The 18,887-nt window shown below is 43.5% G+C and carries 14 protein-coding genes, 1 tRNA gene and 1 pseudogene; 12 read left to right on the top strand and 4 right to left on the bottom strand.

Annotation, left to right across the window (positions count from 1 at the left end; genetic code table 11):
• Positions 1 to 22 precede the first annotated feature (22 nt).
• From KFK88_RS10615 to KFK88_RS10565, 11 genes and pseudogenes are all read left to right on the top strand, one after another.
• Entirely contained in the window at positions 23 to 346 is a 324-nt protein-coding gene (locus tag KFK88_RS10615; protein ID WP_223579448.1) for a hypothetical protein, read from the top strand.
• A gap of 53 nt (positions 347 to 399) precedes the next feature.
• Positions 400 to 1,419 (top strand): aspartate-semialdehyde dehydrogenase, encoded by a 1,020-nt coding sequence (locus KFK88_RS10610; protein WP_223579445.1) that lies wholly within the window; start codon positions 400 to 402, stop codon positions 1,417 to 1,419.
• Between the two features lie 254 nt (positions 1,420 to 1,673).
• Positions 1,674 to 3,995, top strand: a complete 2,322-nt coding sequence (locus KFK88_RS10605) for a FimV/HubP family polar landmark protein (RefSeq protein ID WP_223579443.1) — start codon at positions 1,674 to 1,676, stop codon at positions 3,993 to 3,995.
• A 94-nt stretch (positions 3,996 to 4,089) separates the two neighbouring features.
• Positions 4,090 to 4,908, top strand: a complete 819-nt coding sequence (truA, locus tag KFK88_RS10600) for a tRNA pseudouridine(38-40) synthase TruA (RefSeq protein ID WP_223579439.1) — start codon at positions 4,090 to 4,092, stop codon at positions 4,906 to 4,908.
• 87 nt (positions 4,909 to 4,995) lie between these two features.
• On the top strand, positions 4,996 to 5,859 hold the full coding sequence (accD, locus tag KFK88_RS10595) for an acetyl-CoA carboxylase, carboxyltransferase subunit beta (RefSeq protein WP_223579437.1): 864 nt from the start codon (positions 4,996 to 4,998) through the stop codon (positions 5,857 to 5,859).
• 13 nt (positions 5,860 to 5,872) lie between these two features.
• On the top strand, positions 5,873 to 7,189 hold the full coding sequence (locus KFK88_RS10590) for a bifunctional folylpolyglutamate synthase/dihydrofolate synthase (RefSeq protein ID WP_263296424.1): 1,317 nt from the start codon (positions 5,873 to 5,875) through the stop codon (positions 7,187 to 7,189).
• Positions 7,180 to 7,959, top strand: a complete 780-nt coding sequence (locus KFK88_RS10585; RefSeq protein WP_223579433.1) for an SPOR domain-containing protein — start codon at positions 7,180 to 7,182, stop codon at positions 7,957 to 7,959. Before KFK88_RS10590 ends, KFK88_RS10585 begins: the two co-directional genes overlap by 10 nt.
• Before the next feature lie 92 nt (positions 7,960 to 8,051).
• Positions 8,052 to 8,555: pseudogene (locus KFK88_RS10580) on the top strand (CvpA family protein); the annotation flags it as partial.
• 160 nt (positions 8,556 to 8,715) lie between these two features.
• Positions 8,716 to 10,236 (top strand): amidophosphoribosyltransferase, encoded by a 1,521-nt coding sequence (gene purF, locus KFK88_RS10575; RefSeq protein ID WP_223579429.1) that lies wholly within the window; start codon positions 8,716 to 8,718, stop codon positions 10,234 to 10,236.
• Between the two features lie 25 nt (positions 10,237 to 10,261).
• Positions 10,262 to 10,810 (top strand): lysophospholipid acyltransferase family protein, encoded by a 549-nt coding sequence (locus KFK88_RS10570; protein WP_223579427.1) that lies wholly within the window; start codon positions 10,262 to 10,264, stop codon positions 10,808 to 10,810.
• A gap of 4 nt (positions 10,811 to 10,814) precedes the next feature.
• Complete coding sequence (locus tag KFK88_RS10565; protein WP_223579422.1) at positions 10,815 to 14,171, top strand: ligand-binding sensor domain-containing diguanylate cyclase; 3,357 nt, start codon at positions 10,815 to 10,817, stop codon at positions 14,169 to 14,171.
• On the opposite strand, the gene KFK88_RS10560 is transcribed toward KFK88_RS10565, so the two are convergent.
• From KFK88_RS10560 to KFK88_RS10550, 3 genes are all read right to left on the bottom strand, one after another.
• Complete coding sequence (locus KFK88_RS10560) at positions 14,168 to 14,902, bottom strand: hypothetical protein (protein ID WP_223579419.1); 735 nt, start codon at positions 14,900 to 14,902, stop codon at positions 14,168 to 14,170. The two genes, KFK88_RS10565 and KFK88_RS10560, sit on opposite strands and share 4 nt — an antisense overlap.
• The gene (locus KFK88_RS10555) at positions 14,902 to 16,284 is read right to left on the bottom strand and encodes an FAD-binding oxidoreductase (RefSeq protein WP_223579417.1); all 1,383 of its coding nucleotides are present in this window, start codon (positions 16,282 to 16,284) and stop codon (positions 14,902 to 14,904) included. The genes KFK88_RS10560 and KFK88_RS10555 overlap by 1 nt, the downstream gene beginning before the upstream one ends.
• A gap of 201 nt (positions 16,285 to 16,485) precedes the next feature.
• A tRNA-Val gene (locus KFK88_RS10550) sits at positions 16,486 to 16,561 on the bottom strand.
• Positions 16,562 to 16,779: 218 nt separating this feature from the next.
• On the opposite strand from KFK88_RS10550, the gene gltX reads away from it, so the two are divergent.
• Positions 16,780 to 18,198 carry a glutamate--tRNA ligase gene (gene gltX / locus KFK88_RS10545; protein ID WP_223579414.1) on the top strand — a complete coding sequence of 473 codons (1,419 nt, stop codon included), beginning with the start codon at positions 16,780 to 16,782 and terminating at the stop codon, positions 18,196 to 18,198.
• 71 nt (positions 18,199 to 18,269) lie between these two features.
• Here gltX and KFK88_RS10540 read toward each other — a convergent pair whose 3' ends face one another.
• The gene (locus KFK88_RS10540) at positions 18,270 to 18,875 is read right to left on the bottom strand and encodes a hypothetical protein (protein ID WP_223579411.1); all 606 of its coding nucleotides are present in this window, start codon (positions 18,873 to 18,875) and stop codon (positions 18,270 to 18,272) included.
• Positions 18,876 to 18,887 lie beyond the last annotated feature (12 nt).

Below are 18,887 nucleotides of genomic sequence, written 5' to 3'. Positions count from 1 at the left end.
AGAATTCAGCAGAGACAATATTATGGCTATTATTCAGTGTATCGTTTGTAACAAAAGAATTTCGAGCAAAGCAGAAACCTGCAGTCACTGTGGTGCAAAACTTAAGGGCACTACTGAAGAACAGTTACAAAGAGCGTCACACCTACAAAAGTTAAAGAAAAACCGTCGGTTACAATCTTTATCATTTCTAGCCGTTATTGCCTTTGCAGCTGGCTTCTTACTGAAGTTCTTCCCACCTGCTCAAAATAGTGAGGTCTGGGAACAGGTTGCATTATATCTTATGGCAGCGGGCTTTTTTGGCTATATCATTATTCGTGTTTGGATGATGTTCAATAAGCGTAAGTAGCTTAAGCGACCGCAATATTTTTATTATTACCTTGTCTTTTAAGGAGTGTTTCATTGGAAAAGGCAAACATAGCAATCGTCGGCGCGACTGGTGCCGTTGGTGTAACGATTAGAGAGATTTTAGAGGAACGTAAGTTCCCTGTAGATAATATTTACTTACTGGCGAGCGAGCGCTCTGCTGGTGAGCGTTTGATGTTTAATGGCAAGTCGGTGATGGTTCAAAACTTGGCTGAATTCGACTTTTCACAAGTTGATGTGGCTTTGTTCTCCGCTGGCGGTTCGATTTCACGTGAATATGCTCCTAAAGCTGTAGAGGCTGGCTGTGTTGTGGTTGATAACACGTCAGAGTTCCGTTACGACGAAGATATTCCGTTAGTGGTGACAGAAGTTAACCCTGAGCGTATAGCGGATTATAAAAACCGAGGCATTATCGCTAATCCAAACTGTTCTACTATGCAGTTGATGGTGGCGTTAAAACCAATCCAAGATGCTGTTGGCATCGAACATATCAATGTCTGTACGTATCAGGCGGTATCTGGCTCAGGCCAAAAAGCCGTTGAGGAATTAGCTAAGCAAACCGCTGAGTTGTTAAATGCTCGAGAAGCTACGGCTAAGGTTTACGACAAGCAAATCGCATTTAATGTTCTGCCGAATATTGATGTGGTACAAGAGAATGGCTACACCAAAGAAGAAATGAAGATGGTGTGGGAAACCAATAAGATCTTAGAAGACGATAGCATTGCTGTCAGTCCGACGGCTGTCCGTGTGCCAGTGTTCTATGGTCACTCTGAAGCTGTGCACATAAAAACACGCTCTCCATTGGCCGCGGTTCAGGCAAAAGAATTACTGGAAAAAGCTGAGGGTGTAACGGTCGTAGATGATATGTCGCAGCTTGATTACGCCACACCAGTGACTCACGCCAGCGGCAAAGATGATGTTTTTGTGAGCCGAATTCGTCAGGATGTAGGTATCGAAAATGGTCTCGCAATGTGGATTGTGTCGGATAATGTGCGTAAAGGTGCTGCATTAAATACGGTTCAAATTGCAGAGATACTTGTAAAAAATCATTTATAGTAGCAAAATTAGTACCTAACAGGTTAAAACTTAAAGTACATTCTTAAATGTGATGCTAAAATGAGCATCACATGAGTTTGGTATCCAAGGAATTCGAGATCGTTTTGTGAAGTGTTTATCAAAACGAACTACAAGGGACTTCCTATCTTACTGAAATATGGATGTACTGTGATAAGTTCGCTGGTTCGAATTAAGATATAAAATTGGGAATCAAGTCGAAGTTATTCGATGATTTTATCAATGAGGGGAAAGTTATGTTTCGTAAATTAGCTGCAACAGTTGCTGTATCAGCTGCGCTAATCAGTCCATCTTCTTGGTCTCTGGGACTTGGAGACATTGATGCGGATTCTGGATTAAACCAACCGCTAAAGGCTGAGATTACGCTGTTATCATCACGCAATGTTAGCGAAGAGGATTTGCGAGCAAAGCTTGCTTCTTATGAGTCTTATAATAAGTTTGGCGTTCAACGCGAGGCATACCATAATTCACTCAACTTCCGCATCATAACGAAAAATGATGGCAGCAAAGCCATCGTGGTGGAAAGTCGCGAACCTATTAAAGAGCCATTCGTCAATTTTCTTCTAGAGCTTAACTGGGCACAAGGGCGCTTAATGCGTGAATACACCTTATTACTAGACCCTCCAGTATTTGCCAAAACGACCCCAGCTCCTCAACCGACTTCGGCTCCCGTCACACAACGTCGTACGAGCACTCCACAAACACCTCAGGTGTCTCAGCCTGAACCAGTGCGTACGCAACCAGAGCCAGAAGCAAGCACGACAGCGAAAGCTAGTCAGCCAGAAGTTAATGAGCAGACACGAGAATTAGCCTCAACACCGGAATTTAGTGGTGATGATTGGACGGTTGAGCGTGGTCAAACGTTGTGGAGTATCGCTAAATCGGTGCGCCCAGAGGGTGTTTCAGTACAGCAAACATTAATGGCGATTTTCCATAATAATCCAGAAGCATTCATCAATAATGATATCAACCGCATGAAAGCAGGGGCCGTGTTAACGGTTCCAGAAAGAAGTGCGATCAGTGACGTTTCGCAGTCAGCAGCGGTTAACACCATAAGAAGTTCGACGGTTAGTGATGAAGCACCACTGGACGTACGTAAAAGCGTTGACGAAACAGACATTGAAGACTCTGAAAGTTCTGGCGGCCGTTTGAGCATTGGCAGTGTTGACGAAGGATCATCCCAAGATGCTGGTGGCAGCACGCTTGATGACGATATGAGTAGCGACTTGGCTGAAACTGAGTCTCAAGATATCAATGTGGGTTCTGAGACTGGAGATAGTACTTCTGAGTTCGGCACTGAACTTACTGAGTCTGAAACTGCTACTGATGATGGTCTATCGGTAGAAGATGAAACCTTGTCGGTGTTATCCGGTGCTGCTGACGCTGCAGATGAAACCGATGAGGTCACTGCTAATGACCCAGCAGTCGATGTTGCTGAGAATGCTTTAGATTCTACACCGCAAGTGACAGCTGATAGCTCGAACACCAATGATAACTCGGAGCAGGATGTTGCAAAGCAGGAAGAAAAGGCTAAGCCAGCTCCTGTGAATTCACTTGAAAGTAATTCGAGCAAAGCCTTCTATGAAGCTGATAATTTCTGGCTGTATGCTGGCGGTGGTTTAGCATTGTTACTGTTAATCGGTGGTGGATTGATTTACCGACGTAGTAGTAAGGAAGTCGAAGATGACGGCGGTTTACTGGGTATGATGACTGCTGCTAATGAAGCAAAGCCAAAGAAAAAGCGTGAATCGTTTATTGGCGATAACGGTATGGCAGCACCAAAAGAAAAGGTTGATCCTATTAGTTCGGCGGATATTTTGATCGCTCGTGGGAAATTATCAGAAGCTGAAGGTGTATTAGAAGACGCTCTTGCCGCAGACCCTCACAACCAAGAAGTTCGCGTCAAATTGATGGAGGTTGTGGCTAGTCAGCAAGATTTAGAGAAGTTCCAACAGTTAAAAAATGAACTGCCGGATGACTTTGATCATGATTCATCGTTAGGCCTGAAGGTCGCAAGTTTAACAAGTTTGATCACGCCAGATGAGGACACTCTACAGGTAGAAAGTGGTTCCGAAGAATTAAGCTTACCAAGTGAAGACGATATCTTTGGTAATGATGACGATAAGGAACCAGTAGACTTGGATTTAAGCGCAGAGCTTGAGTCAGTGGAAGACTCTGGTATTGAAAAAGTGAATGATGAAGATGACGCCCTAGATTTAGATTTAGGTGATTTCGATAAGCAGGTTGAGAAAAGTTCATCACAAACCAAGTCGGAAGTAGCAGACGATGGTTCTATCGAGTTTACAACGGATCAAGACGATGAGGATTTAGTCACTCATGAAGACGACTCAAGCACCAATGATTCTGCTGACATGAACTATGGTGATGACGCGGGTTCAGGTTTGAGTGCCGATGACGCTGCGACTAAATTTGACTTAGCGAAAGCTTATATGGAGCTGGGTGACGATGATGCTGCTAAAGATATCTTGGAAGAGATTAAATCTGAAGGTAATGCTGAGCAGCGTGCAGAGGCAGACAAACTCCTAGCTAAGCTGTAAAATAAACCTCAATTACCAAAGCACCGGGTTATTTCCCCGGTGTTTTTGTATATAAAGCTTGTGTTTCAGTAATATTTGAATAGGTATTCGGTAAATGAAATTTGCTTTGGGAGTTGAGTATGACGGTAGCCAATTCTATGGTTGGCAGCGTCAATCACACGCCAAATCAGTACAGCAAACGTTAGAAGAGGTTCTTAGCAAAATTGCAGATGAACCTGTTCAGGTCAATTGTGCAGGTCGTACCGATACAGGCGTTCATGCTACAGGGCAGGTGGTGAGTTTTGAAATTAACAATCAAAGACCACTGAAGGCATGGACTATGGGGGCTAATACACAGCTTCCGGACTCTGTTTCAGTGCGCTGGGCGCATCAGGTGTGTGATGACTTTCATGCTCGATTTTCAGCCACCGCCCGTCGTTACCGTTACATCATTGCAAATACACACGCCAGGCCTGCCATACTCAATCATGGGCTGACTTGGTGTCGTCAGACGCTTGATGTTGAGTTGATGAATTCTGCTTGTCAGTATTTTCCCGGTGAGCAAGACTTTGCTTCTTTCCAAGCTGCGAGTTGCCAATCCAACACATCCTTTCGCCATATCGATCATTTACGAGTCGAACGATACGGTAATTATGTGGTCATTGATATTAAGGCCAACGCCTTTTTGCATCATATGGTTAGGAATATAGCTGGTACCTTGATAGAAGTAGGGCGTGGCTTAAAGCCTGTTACTTGGGTTAAAGAACTCATTCAAGCGAAGGACAGAACCAAAGCGCCCGCGACAGCAAGCCCAAAAGGTTTATATTTAGTGGATGTTGATTATCCGGAGAAGTTTGGTTTGCCTAGGTTACCGGTTGGCCCTATATTTTTGCCGGACATATTTTTGCCGGAAGATTTACGGGAAAGATCATAAGTGGTATTACCAGAACTCTGTTCCGTTTAGGGCGAAACCTGTTACAATGCAACGACTTAAATTGGCGATAACGAATTTAGATATTTTATGAGCTGGTTAGAACGATTATTACCAAAACGCAACCCAGAGGGTGAGCGTAAGAAATCCATCCCAGAAGGCGTATGGAGCAAATGTAAAAGCTGTGAATCTGTTTTGTATTACGCTGAGGTCGAGCGTAATCAGGCCGTGTGCCCTAAATGTAACAGTCACATGCGATTGAGCGCGCGTAAGCGTTTAGACTTATTCCTTGATAAAGACGGTCGCCAAGAGATTGCTGCGGATATGAAGCCTGTTGATATGCTGAAATTCCGAGACTCTAAGAAATATAAGGACCGTATTGCCGCTGCGCAGAAGAAAACCCAAGAAAACGATGCCTTAATTGCTTTTGAAGGCACTGTGAAGGGCGTTCCTGTAGTTGCAGCGTCATTCAACTTTGACTACATGGGCGGTTCAATGGGCTCAGTAGTTGGTGAGAAATTCGTACGCGCCGTAAACCGTGCTATTGAAAAACGCACAGCGTTTGTATGCTTTACAGCCAGTGGCGGAGCACGTATGCAAGAGGCTTTAGTGTCTCTTATGCAGATGGCGAAAACCAGCGCGGTTTTAGCGAAGTTGTCAGAAAATAACCTACCTTACATTACTATTTTGACTGACCCTACTATGGGCGGTGTGACGGCGAGTTTAGCGATGTTGGGTGATATCCATATTGCAGAGCCTAAAGCGCTAATTGGCTTTGCCGGTCAACGAGTGATTGAGCAAACTATTCGCGAAAAACTTCCAGAAGGCTTCCGTCTGAGTGAGTTCTGGTTGGAGCACGGCGCGGTGGATATGATTGTTGATCGTCGCGACATGCGTGATAAAGTCGCTTCACTGGCGGCAAAGTTGCTGAAGTCAGATAAACCGGCAGCATAAAGGGCTTACCTCATTGTCAACCTCTGACAATCCCCTAAACTTTACATGTCTTAATGAGTGGCTTGCTTGGCTTGAGCAAGCCCACTCTATACATCATATTGAGCTGGGTCTTGAGCGAGCACAAATGGTTGCTCAAAGACTTGATCTTCTCAAACCACAAGCAAAGGTTATTACGGTTGCTGGAACTAATGGTAAAGGCTCAACCGTGGCCGCAGCTGAAGCTTTGGCTGTCAGCCATAAACTGTCTGTAGGTAGTTACACATCACCACACCTGATCAGCTTTAATGAGCGTATAAAAATTAATGCTGAGAATGCCTCGGATGAGTTAATTATCGAAGGATTTAAAGCAGTTTACCAAGCCAAAGGCGCGACTGAGCTGACATACTTTGAGTTCACCACGCTCGTAGGCTTGTGGGTCTTCCAGCAGCAAGAAGTTGACCTCATTGTTTTGGAGGTTGGCCTTGGTGGACGCTTGGATGCCGTTAATATCATTGATGCCGATATTTGTGTGGTTACGTCCATAGGCTTAGACCACGTCGATTGGCTTGGTAGTGATTTAGGGCAAATAGCAGGGGAAAAGGCTGGTGTTGCTAGAGCAGACAAACCCATGGTCATTGCAGATAAAGATACTCAGTCATTGTTACTCCCTCACTGCAAAACAATTGGATGCTTACCTTGGTTAGCTCAGCATATTTATCAGTTTGAGCTGGATAAAAAATACTGGAGCTATCAGTCAGAGCAACTGTCTCTGGACTTCCATGAGTTACCCCTGAATGACCTGTTTTTGCAAAACTTAGCCGCGGGTTTAACGGCTTTTGCTTATTGCTATCAAAATTTAATGGGCAAAACCGTATCTTATGCTGCTACTTATAAAGCTTTTGAAAGTTTAACCGTAGTGGGGCGCTTTCAAACACTCTCTGCAACACCGCACGTTATTGCTGATGTGGCACACAACCCTGACTCAGCAGAACTTTTAAACAACAAGCTTGTAGAGTTAAAGGCAAGCACACCAAAGCGAGTAGTTGCATTGTGTGGCATGCTGAAAGATAAAGACTGCGCGGCGACCTTGGGAATGATGACGCAGGTCGACCAGTGGCATTTGTTGAGTCTACCTGAACCCCGTGGCAAAAAAAGTAGTGAACTGTTGCAAAACTTACCCAAAGTAACGCAAAATAACGCTAAGTGTTATGAATCTTTGACTGAGTTTAATGAATCTTGTATTGAGCAGTCTTGCTTAAGCTCTGAAGATGTTTTGGTTGTTTTTGGTTCATTTGTTACGGTTGGCTTGTTTGTTGAGCATTGGAATAAAGAAGGGTTTGCGTGGATATAAAGCTTAAACATCGTTTGGTTGGTGCTTGTGTCATTCTGGCACTGGCCGTTTTCTTTCTTCCCATGATTTTGGACAGTGAAAAATACAATCAGAACATTCAAAGTCAAATTCCTGAAGATGCGACCTTAGACATAAAGCCGCAAAGTGATTCAGCCAATGAAGGGAGCTTAACAATAAACTTGGATGAAGATGAGCCTGAAAAAGCTATTCAGCTTCCTTCCGAAAACAATCGAGAGCAACAGAGTAAAGAGTCAATAACGCCACCTGACAACAATAGTAGTCAGCAAGAGTCCGCAGTTGAAGATGCTGATACTCAGGTAGCCCTAGAAGAGCCAGCCCAAAATACCGAAGATAAGTCGTCCAAAAAGACTGCTTCAACAAAGCAACAAAGTCACGTACCAGATGAATCATCAGAAAAACAGTCAGCCCAAAATGATTCCGCTAAAGCGGCAGAGCGAGCGAGTGATAATTCAACAGTTGCTAAGGAGAGTGCCACAAAACAGCCTCAAGCAGTTAAAAAGCCAGACTTCACGGAAACATCTTGGGTTATACAGATTGGTTCATTTTCTAATAAAGACAATGCAAGCGGTTTAGTCTCTAGTCTTCGAAATCAAGGGTTTAGGGCTTATCAGCGGGATGCTAAAGAGTACACTCGAGTTTTTGTCGGGCCGTATCCTGATGAAAAGGCTGCTAAGGAAAGAACCAAGGCGTTAGAAAAGATCGTTGGGGCACCGGTTAAGGTTATACCATTTGATCCTCAAGATCATTAATTTCAGGATGTTGCAGAAACCGCTTAATGCATATTCCGCTTGGCACGCTCCTCTGGTAAAATGCGCACTTAATTCTACGAGGCACCTCTTTAATGATTTGGGTTGATTGGGTCATTTTAGCCATTATTGGCGTTTCCGCACTAATCAGTTTACTCCGTGGTTTTGTCCGTGAAGCCTTATCTTTAGCAGGCTGGGTTGCCGCTTTCTTTATCGCTAAGATGTTCTATGAGCCCTTAGCAGAACTCTTCGTCGACCATATTGAAACCAATAGCATCCGATTGGGTGTCGCTTGGTTATCTATCTTTGTCGCTACTTTAATTATTGCAGGCATCATTAATTACACCGTTGGTAGGATGGTGGATGCTGCTGGGATGAGTGGCACTGATCGATTCTTAGGAATGTTCTTTGGCGCTCTGCGGGGTGTCTTAATTGTGGCTTTACTGGTACTTGGGCTGAAACAATTTACGCCGGTTCCAAAAGATAAATGGTGGGGTGAGTCCAGCTTGATCCCACATATGGAAGTCGTCGCCGCTTGGTTTTATGAAAAATTAGGCCAGGTCGTTCCAGAGTTGAAAGGCGACAGCCCTGATGATGAAAAGACGCCGATGTCAAATACGGATGCTATTGGCGCATTAATGGAAATGAAAGGACTCGATACTTCTGAGATGAAGACCGAAGGACATGGTGCACAATCTTCTGATGATGAGGATTCATCTGAACCAAATTCTTCAACCAAAAAAGACGAGCAAAATTAGTATGTGTGGTATTGTTGGAATCGTTGGCAAAACTCCTGTTAACCAAAGTTTATTTGATGCATTAACGGTGCTTCAGCATCGTGGACAAGACGCGGCAGGGATTGTCACCAGTGACCAAGGTAAGTTGTACTTACGTAAGGATAATGGTCTTGTGCGTGATGTGTTCCATACGCGTCACATGAGACGCCTAACAGGTAATTCAGGTATTGGTCATGTGCGTTACCCTACGGCAGGTAGTTCAACGTCTGCAGAGGCCCAGCCGCTCTATGTGAACTCTCCATACGGAATTACTCTGGCTCATAACGGCAACCTGACTAACTCCGACAACCTCAAGAAAGATCTTTACTCTACTGACCGTCGCCACCTAAATACGAACTCTGACTCTGAAGTTTTGCTTAACGTTCTCGCGCATGAGTTACAAATCCTCGAAAAGAATCAGCTGTCCCCACAAGATATTTTTAAAGCGGTGCGAGAAGTGTTTAAGCGCTGTAAAGGTGCTTACGCTGCCGTTGCATTAATTAGTGGCCATGGTTTACTGTGTTTCCGTGATCCTTACGGTATTCGTCCAGCAGTTTATGGTAAGCGCGAAACAGAAAATGGTACTGAGTTCATGGTTGCTTCTGAATCGGTTGCTTTAGACGCTCTTGGTTATGAGTTGATCGATGACATTGGCCCAGGGCACGCAGTGTTCATCTCTGAAGATGGTCAGTTACATACCGAAAAATGTATCGATGAAGATACTTTTGCACCTTGTATTTTTGAGCATGTTTATTTAGCGCGCCCAGACTCGTTGATTGATAACGTGTCTGTGTACAAAGCACGCTTACGCATGGGTGAAAAACTTGCCGAGAAAATTCTCCGAGATTGGCCTGAACATGATATTGATGTGGTTATTCCTATCCCTGATACTTCTACCACGTCTGCGATGCAGTTAGCGAATGAACTGAATTTAAAGATGCGCCATGGTTTCATCAAGAATCGTTACATTGGACGCACCTTTATTATGCCAGGGCAACAAATGCGTAAGAAAAGTGTTCGCCAAAAACTGAATGCCATCGACCTCGAGTTTCGTGGTAAGAACGTTTTGTTAGTGGATGACTCTATCGTTCGTGGAACGACCTCAGAGCAAATTATAGAAATGGCTCGTGAAGCGGGCGCCAAGAAGGTGTACTTTGCTTCTGCTGCGCCTCCTGTGCGTTATCCTAATGTGTATGGCATTGACATGCCGGCAGCAGAAGAATTGATCGCTCACAACCGCACGGAAGACGAAATTGGTGACATCATTGGCGCTGATAAAATTATTTATCAAGATGTTGATGCCATGGTTGAAGCGGTACAAGAAGGCAACCCAGAGATTAAGCAGTTTGACTTGTCAGTATTCACAGGAGAGTATGTGACAGGCGATATTGATATGAATTACCTGCAAGAGTTAGAGCAGCGCCGTAACGATATGGCGAAATCTAGCCAAGAGTCTTCGGAGATCGAAAACTCTGCGATGGTAATGGATTTGCACAACCAATAACATTGGGGCGAGCATGAGAGTTATTATGAAGCCTTTACTGCGACTGTTTGGATGGAAGGTCGTTGGCGAATTACCTAAGTTTGACAAGTGTGTGATGATTTTTGCACCACATACTTCGAATTGGGATTTCGTACTAATGCTCATGACTCGCTTTTGCTATAAGATGGATGTGGCTTATTTAGGGAAGCACACCTTGTTTAAACCACCCCTTGGCTGGTTTTTCCGATGGGTTGGCGGGATTCCTGTCGAGCGCTCAACAAAAAAGAACGTGGTAAAGCAGATTGTTGAGCAAATACAAGAACGCGATAAGGTACATTTAGCGATTGCTCCAGAGGGCACTCGAAGTAAAAAGCCTTATTGGAAGAGTGGCTTTTACCATATTGCTGTCCAAGCGGGTGTTCCGATAGTGTTCACTTTCCTAGATACAAAAACTAAAACCTTAGGAATAGGGGATTTTATTCAGCCGACAGGAGAAATCCAGTCAGACATGGATAAAATCAGGGACTTTTATAAAGATAAGTCAGGAATTAAGCCAGAGTTAGCAAGTGATATACAAATCGAGGATAAAAAATAGCTTTGTGCAGCACTTGTCATTGAAAGTGTTATCACCAGTCTTTTTTTTCGCACTTCTGTTCGCGAACCTGTTGTTTATTCCTGCTGCTCAATCCGAATCACCAGTTTCTGACCGCATTCGATTCAACTCTCTTACTATAGAAGATGGTTTAAGCCAAAGTACCATTTATGACATCACAGAAGATCGCCTAGGTTTTATGTGGTTTGGTACTCAGGATGGTTTGAACCGTTATGATGGGGTTAAATTTGATCAGCTACGTCATGTCTCGAGCGACTCTAAGAGTCTGGTCTCACCCACGGTAAGCCGCTTGCTTCATGACCAAAATGATACTATTTGGGTTTTGACGCCACAGGGAGTCGATGGGGTAAACATCTATACATTGGAGGTGACTCATTGGACGCAAAATTTAAAAGAGCTTACCACTGACGATGAGTTGTCTGGTGATAGCTTTCAAGTTCATGCAATTTCTCTGACTCAAGATAACAATCTATTAGTACTGACTAAAAACTTTATTGCTCTGATTGAGGAGTCTGACGGTGCAGTTACTCGGTTAACTCAATTTGATGATGTAGTACAAAGCTACGAGGCCTCACAGTTTTTAGCCAATAATAATAGGATTTATTTGCTTGATGACAGTTGTGTAATTTCTGTGGACATGACAGGGCGTGATAAGAGCACAGAATGCTTATCGAGCGATTTGAATCTCCTTGGTCTTTATCCTGACCTTACTAATAACAGTCAATTTTTTATCACAGGAGAGGAGGGCTTTGCGGTCTTTCAGATGGCTGTTGACGGTGAGTCAGCTTCTGTTCATTACCACCCAGTTTATGATGGGCGCAAGCAGAGTCCCTCCAGAGTAAGACAGTTAATTTCTTTCGAAAGTGGTTACTGGTTGGCGACAGAAAGCGGGCTTAAGTACTGGGATGCTGATACTAATAATATCACTAAAGAATTTTACTCAGATTATAGCGACCAACACTCAATAAATAACGATACAAGCATGTCGATTTGGAAGTCTAGCGATGGACTATTTTGGGTCGGAAGCTTATTTGGAGTTAACTATTGGAAGTCAAAACAAGAGTTTATCCACTTGCTGAAAAAGCGAGAAGTGATGAACTTTAAAGGAAATAACTATACCACAAGCCTATTGAAGACTTATAAAGGCGACCTCTTGGTGGGAACCGATTCTGGTATCTACCGCTATAACAACGACTTTTCGATCCTGCAAGACTACACTCCTCTAAAAGTAGGAGAGCACTTTGTCAGTACTGGCTACGTTGGTGGTTTAGTTGAAGATCGGCATCGTAACCTTTGGATTGTTAGTAGCAAGGGTTTATTTCTCAAGCCTTTCGACAGTGAAGGCTTCATACACTTAGATGAAGTCCATGACACTAATGGTAATTTGCTGGATTTGAAAACATTGTCGAGCATCGTTGAAAGTCGTGGCGGCGATATCTGGCTTGGAGGGGAGAATAGATTTTATCAAATCAAAATAGATACCAGCCGTGACTCAGAAATAAAAACATCCAGCCTGAGGTTTATAGATAAGTCCGGCTTTCTGCCTGAACAAGTCATTACCTCAAAGTACGGTGCATATACCATTTATGAAGATCTGCAGGGCTACTTGTGGGTTGGAAGCGCCCAAGGCCTGGTTCGGTTTAACCCGATAAACCAAAGTTATGAGCATTACGTCAGTGTCCAGAGTGATACTCAGACATTGTCTAACTCTGACATTACCGTGATCTATGAAGACTTATTGGGTGTACTTTGGGTCGGAACCGTTTCTGGCTTAAACCGTGTCAGGTATGACTCTACGGGAGATGTTTATTTCCAGAGGGTCACTGAAAGTGATGGCTTTGTGGATGATTTCATTTGCTCAATACTGGCTGATGAGTCTGGATATTTGTGGATTTCAACGGCTAATGGTTTGATTAAATATCATCCGGATAAGGGAATACCTGTAAACTTCACTTATGAAGATGGCATTCAATATAACGAATTTTATACTAACGCAGACTTTGCAGATGAGGATGGAAATCTTTATTTTGGTGGCTTAAACGGAATTACCCGATTAAGCCCTAATGAGATCACGATTGATAAAAAAGAAAAAGAGTTACAAATCATCTCAGTGAAACAAGGTCAAGATGTCATCTCTGCTACCAAAGAGGGGAGCACCTATTTTGCGAATGTGAGTGATTTAGGAACCGTGATTATTAGGCTGTCTACTTTAGACTTCATTAACGGCAATGGTTCGGACTATCGTTATAAAGTAGACGCCCTTGATGACAACTGGATTGATCTTGATGGGCCGACAATTAAACTCCACAACATCAATCAAGAGCAGCTCTTAGTTCGAGCTCAAGTCAGACAAAAGGATGGACGCTGGGGTGATGATGAAATTACTCTGTTATTAACCGTAGATAAAAGCTTCTGGGCCAGTGCTCAAGGCTTTATGCTGTATTTATTAATTTTGTCACTTGTAGTTATTGGGGTTGCAATCTACCTTTCTCGACATTTCTCTAGACGTTTGACTTTACAGGAAAAGAAACTAAAAGAGCGAAAGGCTCAGACGCAATTATTGCTCAGCGAAAAGAAAACGCTACTCTATCAAGTCGAGGACTTACAGTACTCGTTATCTGAGCAGCGCTACTTATCGGAAAGGTTAGAGAGTCAGCTAGAGAGTGTAACAGTGAATGACCAGCTCACAGGCTTTAAAAGTAAGCACTATTTAAAGCAACATATCAATGCTGAGCTCGAGAATATCGCGAATACATGGCTTGAGAATGATGGTATAGCCGGGGTCTATTTAGGGGTTTTCGCAGTCGATATTGATAATTTGGCTATGATTAACAAAGAACATGGTCATTTGTGTGGTAATGAGGTGCTCAAACAAGCTGCCGAGTGTTTGAAAACGATCAGTTATGGTACAGATACTTTGGTACGTTGGCAGGGAGCTACGCTCTTGATATTGAGTCGCGGCATCGAAAAGCGCGAACAAATGATCATGGCTGAAAAAATACGCTCCATTATTGCTTCACGTAAGTTTGACTTGGGTAATGGTGCTAGTATCGATGTCACATGTAGCGTGGGTTTTGGACGCTTCCCGTTTCTTGAGAACCCCAAAGAGATCATTACATGGGAGCAGCTCATTTATGTGATTAATCGCGCGATGACGGTGGCGAAAAACAATAGTCGAAATGCCTGGCTTGGTATTTATACCAATCAGTTTTCGCATCCTCAAGAGATTAGAGCTCAAATCACCACGAACTTGAGCGGGCTTCTAGCAAGCGGCCAGTTGGATTATGTTTCATCTATTCCTAAATCCAATAAAATCAACTGGGATGGTGAGTCTGTATCTTAGTGATGCCAATAATGTAATATTAAAACAAGTAGCACAGCGATAATCAGACCAGCTACAAAGTAAGCCTTATGATGAATAGAGTTGATGAATTGGTGTTTTGCAGCCTCTTCATGTGTATGTGCATGCGGCTCACTACCAGCATGTTCGTGGCTATGTGGTCTGTGAATAATAACGTGTAGCAGAGTCCCGCTAACGACAGCCTGAAAATAGTCAATAAACGTATTATGTAAGCCAAATAACTGCTTCTCGCCTATGTAGTAGCCGATCACAGTGGTTAATACCATCAGAGAAAAGACGATAGCTGATTTGCGATCACCCCATAATGGGTTAACGATCCACCACAAGCTTAAACCTACGACTAGTCTATGCAAAATAACGGCGTAGGGAAGCATTTCATTGCCGGCAACAGTGACTACGGCCGCACCGTCGATTGCCGAGTGAGTCATTAGGCCTAGAATCCCAAGAAGAAGTGCTGCGCTATGAGTCTTGTGAGCAAACCTTCTGAATGTTACCTCAACTAATGCTGGACCAAAGAAACCAAGCAATAGTAAAGGTAGCAGCACGAGGCCAATATTACCCCATAGTACTGGTAGTACATCAAAGACTAAAAGTGAACCAACCGATACCAGTACGAACGGAAATAAAAAGTCATCCATCCGGCGATTATGGCCAATCACTTTTAAGGTGATTGGGCCAATTAATAAAGCAATAACGCTAAGTAGCAGTAGCATCAAAATAATTTTCCAGGATTCATGATGTTGTTCGGATCAAAGGTCGCTTTAATTCCCTTCATATAGCTGATTTCAGCCTCCGAGCGACTATAATTTAAGTAAGGTTTCTTCAACAACCCAACACCGTGCTCGGCAGAAATACTACCACCAAGTTCCTTTAAAACATCGAAAATCAATGGATTTACCTGCTCGCAAGCCTGAGTAAACTCCGCGTAATCCATTTCCTCAGGCGCCAGAATATTTAAATGAAGGTTGCCATCACCAATATGCCCAAACCAAATAACCTCAAACTCGGGGTACTCTTTAGCGACGATGGCATCAACACGACTTAAGAACTCAGAAACTTTATCGGGCGTCACTGAAATATCATTCTTATACGGGCGTCGTGCTGAAATAGTTTCCGAAATATACTCCCTGTACTTCCAAAGTTCATCGGCCTGTTGCTGACTTTGACTCATAACACCGTCAAGAATGTATTCTTCTTCTAGCCCAGACTCAAAACAACTCAATGCTTTTTCTAAGATATCTTCGGAGGTCGCATCAAATTCAAGTAAGCAATAGAAGGGAGCCTGCGTTTCTACAGGTCGTGGTAATTCGTGGTGCGTCATGACTTTGGTCATAGCTTCTTCTGAGAAGAACTCAAAAGCTGTTAAATCGATTTCTTTCTGAAAAGCATTGAGCAGTGACGTTACCTTATCCAACTCAGGAATAGCGAGCAGTAACACTGTAAGGTTAGTTGGCTGACGGGTCAGTTTTATCGTGGCTTCGGTGATAATCCCCAAGGTGCCTTCGCTACCAATAAATAAATGTCTTAAGTCGTAACCGGTGGCATTTTTTATCAGCCCAGCATTTAAATTTAGGACTTCGCCTTTACCTGTTACAACCGTTAGCCCCATGACCCAGTCGCGCGTCAGGCCGTAGCGTATGACTTTAATACCGCCTGCGTTAGTGGCAATATTACCACCAATTTGACTGGAGCCGCTTGAAGCAAAGTCAACGGGGTAATAGAGCTCATTATCTAACGCGTACTGTTGTAATTGCTCTGTGATAACACCAGCCTGACAAGTGACCTGCTGTGTTGACGCCTCAAAACTAAGCACTTGATTCATTTTATCAAGTGCGATTACCAGTTCGCCGCTCGTAGCTACTGCGCCGCCACTGAGGCCTGTTCGTCCACCAGAAGGCACTATGGCTACAGAGTTGTCATTTGCCCATTCAACAATGGAGACAACTTGCTCCGTGCTTTTGGGTAATGCAATGGCGAGTGGGGTTGGAGTGTACTGATTCGTCCAGTCTTTACCGTACTGTTGAAGAGAGTCGGCATCAGTTAAGAGGCATTCTGAATCTAGAACATCGCGTAAGGCGTCTAACGAAGGTTGCACTGAGTGCTCCAGGGTTTATAAATTTGAAACAGCTGCGGCATATTTTGCCATGGGTTATAAGTAATTGAAATGAGTTGTTGTTATCTAGCAGAGATTTCCTAAGTGTATACGGCATCCATTGCTTTGCAGAAGATCAAAAAAAAGCCTCTGACTTGGTCAGAGGCTTAGAATACAATTCAATCTAAAAAAGGGTATGGAAAGTGGTGGGTGGTACTGGGCTCGAACCAGTGACCCTCGCCTTGTAAGGGCGATGCTCTCCCAACTGAGCTAACCACCCACATTCCAGAGTTCTTGGGAGTGTTCCTCAAGAACGGAGCGCATTCTAGGGTCGTAGGCGCTTAAGGTCAACAGTTTTTTTTGAAAAAGATTAAAAAAAACTGTTAAAGCGTTATTTACAGTTTCTTTTGTTTAATTATTAAGCGGTTAGATTAAATAGGTTTTGAAAAATGTGAGGCCTTGGTAGAATAGGCCAACTTTTAAATAATGACATAGATTATGACCGTTAAAACACGTTTTGCACCAAGCCCGACAGGTTATTTGCACGTAGGCGGAGCTAGAACTGCGCTTTATAGCTGGCTTTATGCCAAAAGGCATCAAGGACAGTTTGTGCTAAGAATTGAGGATACAGACCGAGAGCGCTCGACGGATGAGTCGGTTGAGGCGATTTTTCAAGGCATGGAGTGGTTAGGTTTAGGGCATGATGAAGGACCGTTTTATCAAACGCACCGTTTTGATCGTTATAAAGAGCAGATTGAGAACTTGTTGGAGCAGGGGAAAGCTTACCGATGCTACTGCTCTAAAGAGCGCTTAGATGCGTTACGGGAAGAGCAGCAGGCCAATAAACAGAATATTGGTTATGACGGACACTGCCGTAATTTAAGTACTGATGAGCAAGATACCTCTAAGCCGCATGTGATTCGTTTTAAGAATCCAGAAGAAGGTAAGGTGGTATTTAATGATTTAATTAAAGGTGAGATCGCGGTCAGCAATAGTGAGCTGGATGATTTAATCATTGCACGAACGGATGGTACGCCTACCTATAACTTTACCGTCGTGGTTGATGATCTGGACATGGAGATCAGTCATGTCATTCGTGGTGACGACCATGTGAATAATACACCTCGCCAGATCAATATGATCGAGGCGTTAGGTGCTAAAGCTCCTCTGTATGCACATGTTCCGATGATTCTAGGCGATGACGGGAAGCGCTTATCAAAGCGTCACGGTGCAGTCAGCGTAATGCAGTATCGTGACCAAGGTTATTTACCTCAGGCAGTATTAAACTACCTAGTTCGATTGGGCTGGTCTCATGGCGATCAGGAAGTCTTTTCGCTGGACGAAATGATCGAGTTATTTGATCTTAAAGACGTCAATCGTGCGCCTTCGGCTTTCAATACAGACAAGCTGAACTGGCTTAACCAACATTACATGAAAACTCTGCCAGCTGAGGAAGTCTTAAAGCACTTGCAGTGGCATATTGATGTTGCTGGCTTAGATTTGACTTCAGGGCCAGACATCAAGAGCTTGATTCCAGCGATGGCTGAGCGTGTAAAAACTTTGCAAGAGCTTGTTGAGTCGGTTCGTTATTTCTACGAAGATTTTGAAGAGTTTGATGCAAAAGCAGCGAAAAAGCATTTGCGCCCAGTAGCCCGTGAGCCACTTGAAACGATTAAAGCGAAAATACAGGCTCAATATGACTGGTCAGCTGATTCACTTCATGCCTTGGTCAGCGCTACTGCGGATGAGCTGGAGTTGGGTATGGGTAAAGTTGGTATGCCATTACGAGTTGCTGTGACTGGTTCAGGCATGTCACCAGACCTTGGTGTCACTCTGGAGTGGATTGGTAAGGACCGCGTGCTAACACGGATTGATAAGGCGCTGGAATTTATTGCCGAGCGAGAAGCACAAAGCTAAATAGTACGGATATAATGACGATAGACATAAAAAAGCCTGCTTTTGCAGGCTTTTTTAATTTGCTTTCTAATTTATTTTTCGACGCTAGACTTAACTCGAATGCTGTGAAGAGCTTTCAAAATGTCTTTTGCATGAACGCCTTCTAAATCGTCAACTCCTGCAGTTAGCGTATACTTCATACCGCCCACATGGAAGTCAGCAGCCATCATAGAACGCCAGTTAGATAGTGGGAAAACTTGATAGCATTTGTTATTGCTGTGACAAGTATGATGCGTGTAGCCACCCAGTTTGTGTTGATCTGAAATGTCTTTATAGCGCTTTGCTTTAGATTTAGAGCCTGTGCGATATAAGATCGTCACACTCGCCAAGTCTTTTTTACTTTTATCGAGATTGAAGTTTGATTTTTTATCTTTATAGCCGGAAATGACTAAGTGAACATCTCGATTCTTAATAGTATAACTAACGTAGCCTTTAGGCATGATGTTCTGCTTCAGGTTCCAAGTTGATGGCACAGACATGAAGTTGTTTGCACCGATATGGACATCTTTATAGGTTTTAACGGGCTTCTTCGGTGGCGTTGGCTCTGTGGGAACTTCTTTTTGTGGCGCTGCACATGACCATAACAGAAGCGAGCTTGCTAAAAGGATACCGATATTTTTAAAACTAGATTTTGTCATTCATGTCACCTG

The sequence above is a fragment of the Kangiella taiwanensis genome (assembly GCF_020005165.1).
GTDB classification, from domain to species: domain Bacteria; phylum Pseudomonadota; class Gammaproteobacteria; order Enterobacterales; family Kangiellaceae; genus Kangiella; species Kangiella taiwanensis.
Note: the sequence above shows the minus strand (reverse complement) of the source record. Positions and strands in the feature narration are given on the sequence as shown.

What these genes read in the sequence shown, in the direction of transcription:
- KFK88_RS10540 (WP_223579411.1), bottom strand. Translation starts at nt 18,875, where the DNA reads ATGACAAAATCTAGTTTTAAAAATATCGGTATCCTTTTAGCAAGCTCG.
- KFK88_RS10570 (WP_223579427.1), top strand. Translation starts at nt 10,262, where the DNA reads ATGAAGCCTTTACTGCGACTGTTTGGATGGAAGGTCGTTGGCGAATTA.
- accD (WP_223579437.1), top strand. Translation starts at nt 4,996, where the DNA reads ATGAGCTGGTTAGAACGATTATTACCAAAACGCAACCCAGAGGGTGAG.
- purF (WP_223579429.1), top strand. Translation starts at nt 8,716, where the DNA reads ATGTGTGGTATTGTTGGAATCGTTGGCAAAACTCCTGTTAACCAAAGT.
- gltX (WP_223579414.1), top strand. Translation starts at nt 16,780, where the DNA reads ATGACCGTTAAAACACGTTTTGCACCAAGCCCGACAGGTTATTTGCAC.
- KFK88_RS10605 (WP_223579443.1), top strand. Translation starts at nt 1,674, where the DNA reads ATGTTTCGTAAATTAGCTGCAACAGTTGCTGTATCAGCTGCGCTAATC.
- truA (WP_223579439.1), top strand. Translation starts at nt 4,090, where the DNA reads ATGAAATTTGCTTTGGGAGTTGAGTATGACGGTAGCCAATTCTATGGT.
- KFK88_RS10560 (WP_223579419.1), bottom strand. Translation starts at nt 14,902, where the DNA reads ATGCTACTGCTACTTAGCGTTATTGCTTTATTAATTGGCCCAATCACC.
- KFK88_RS10615 (WP_223579448.1), top strand. Translation starts at nt 23, where the DNA reads ATGGCTATTATTCAGTGTATCGTTTGTAACAAAAGAATTTCGAGCAAA.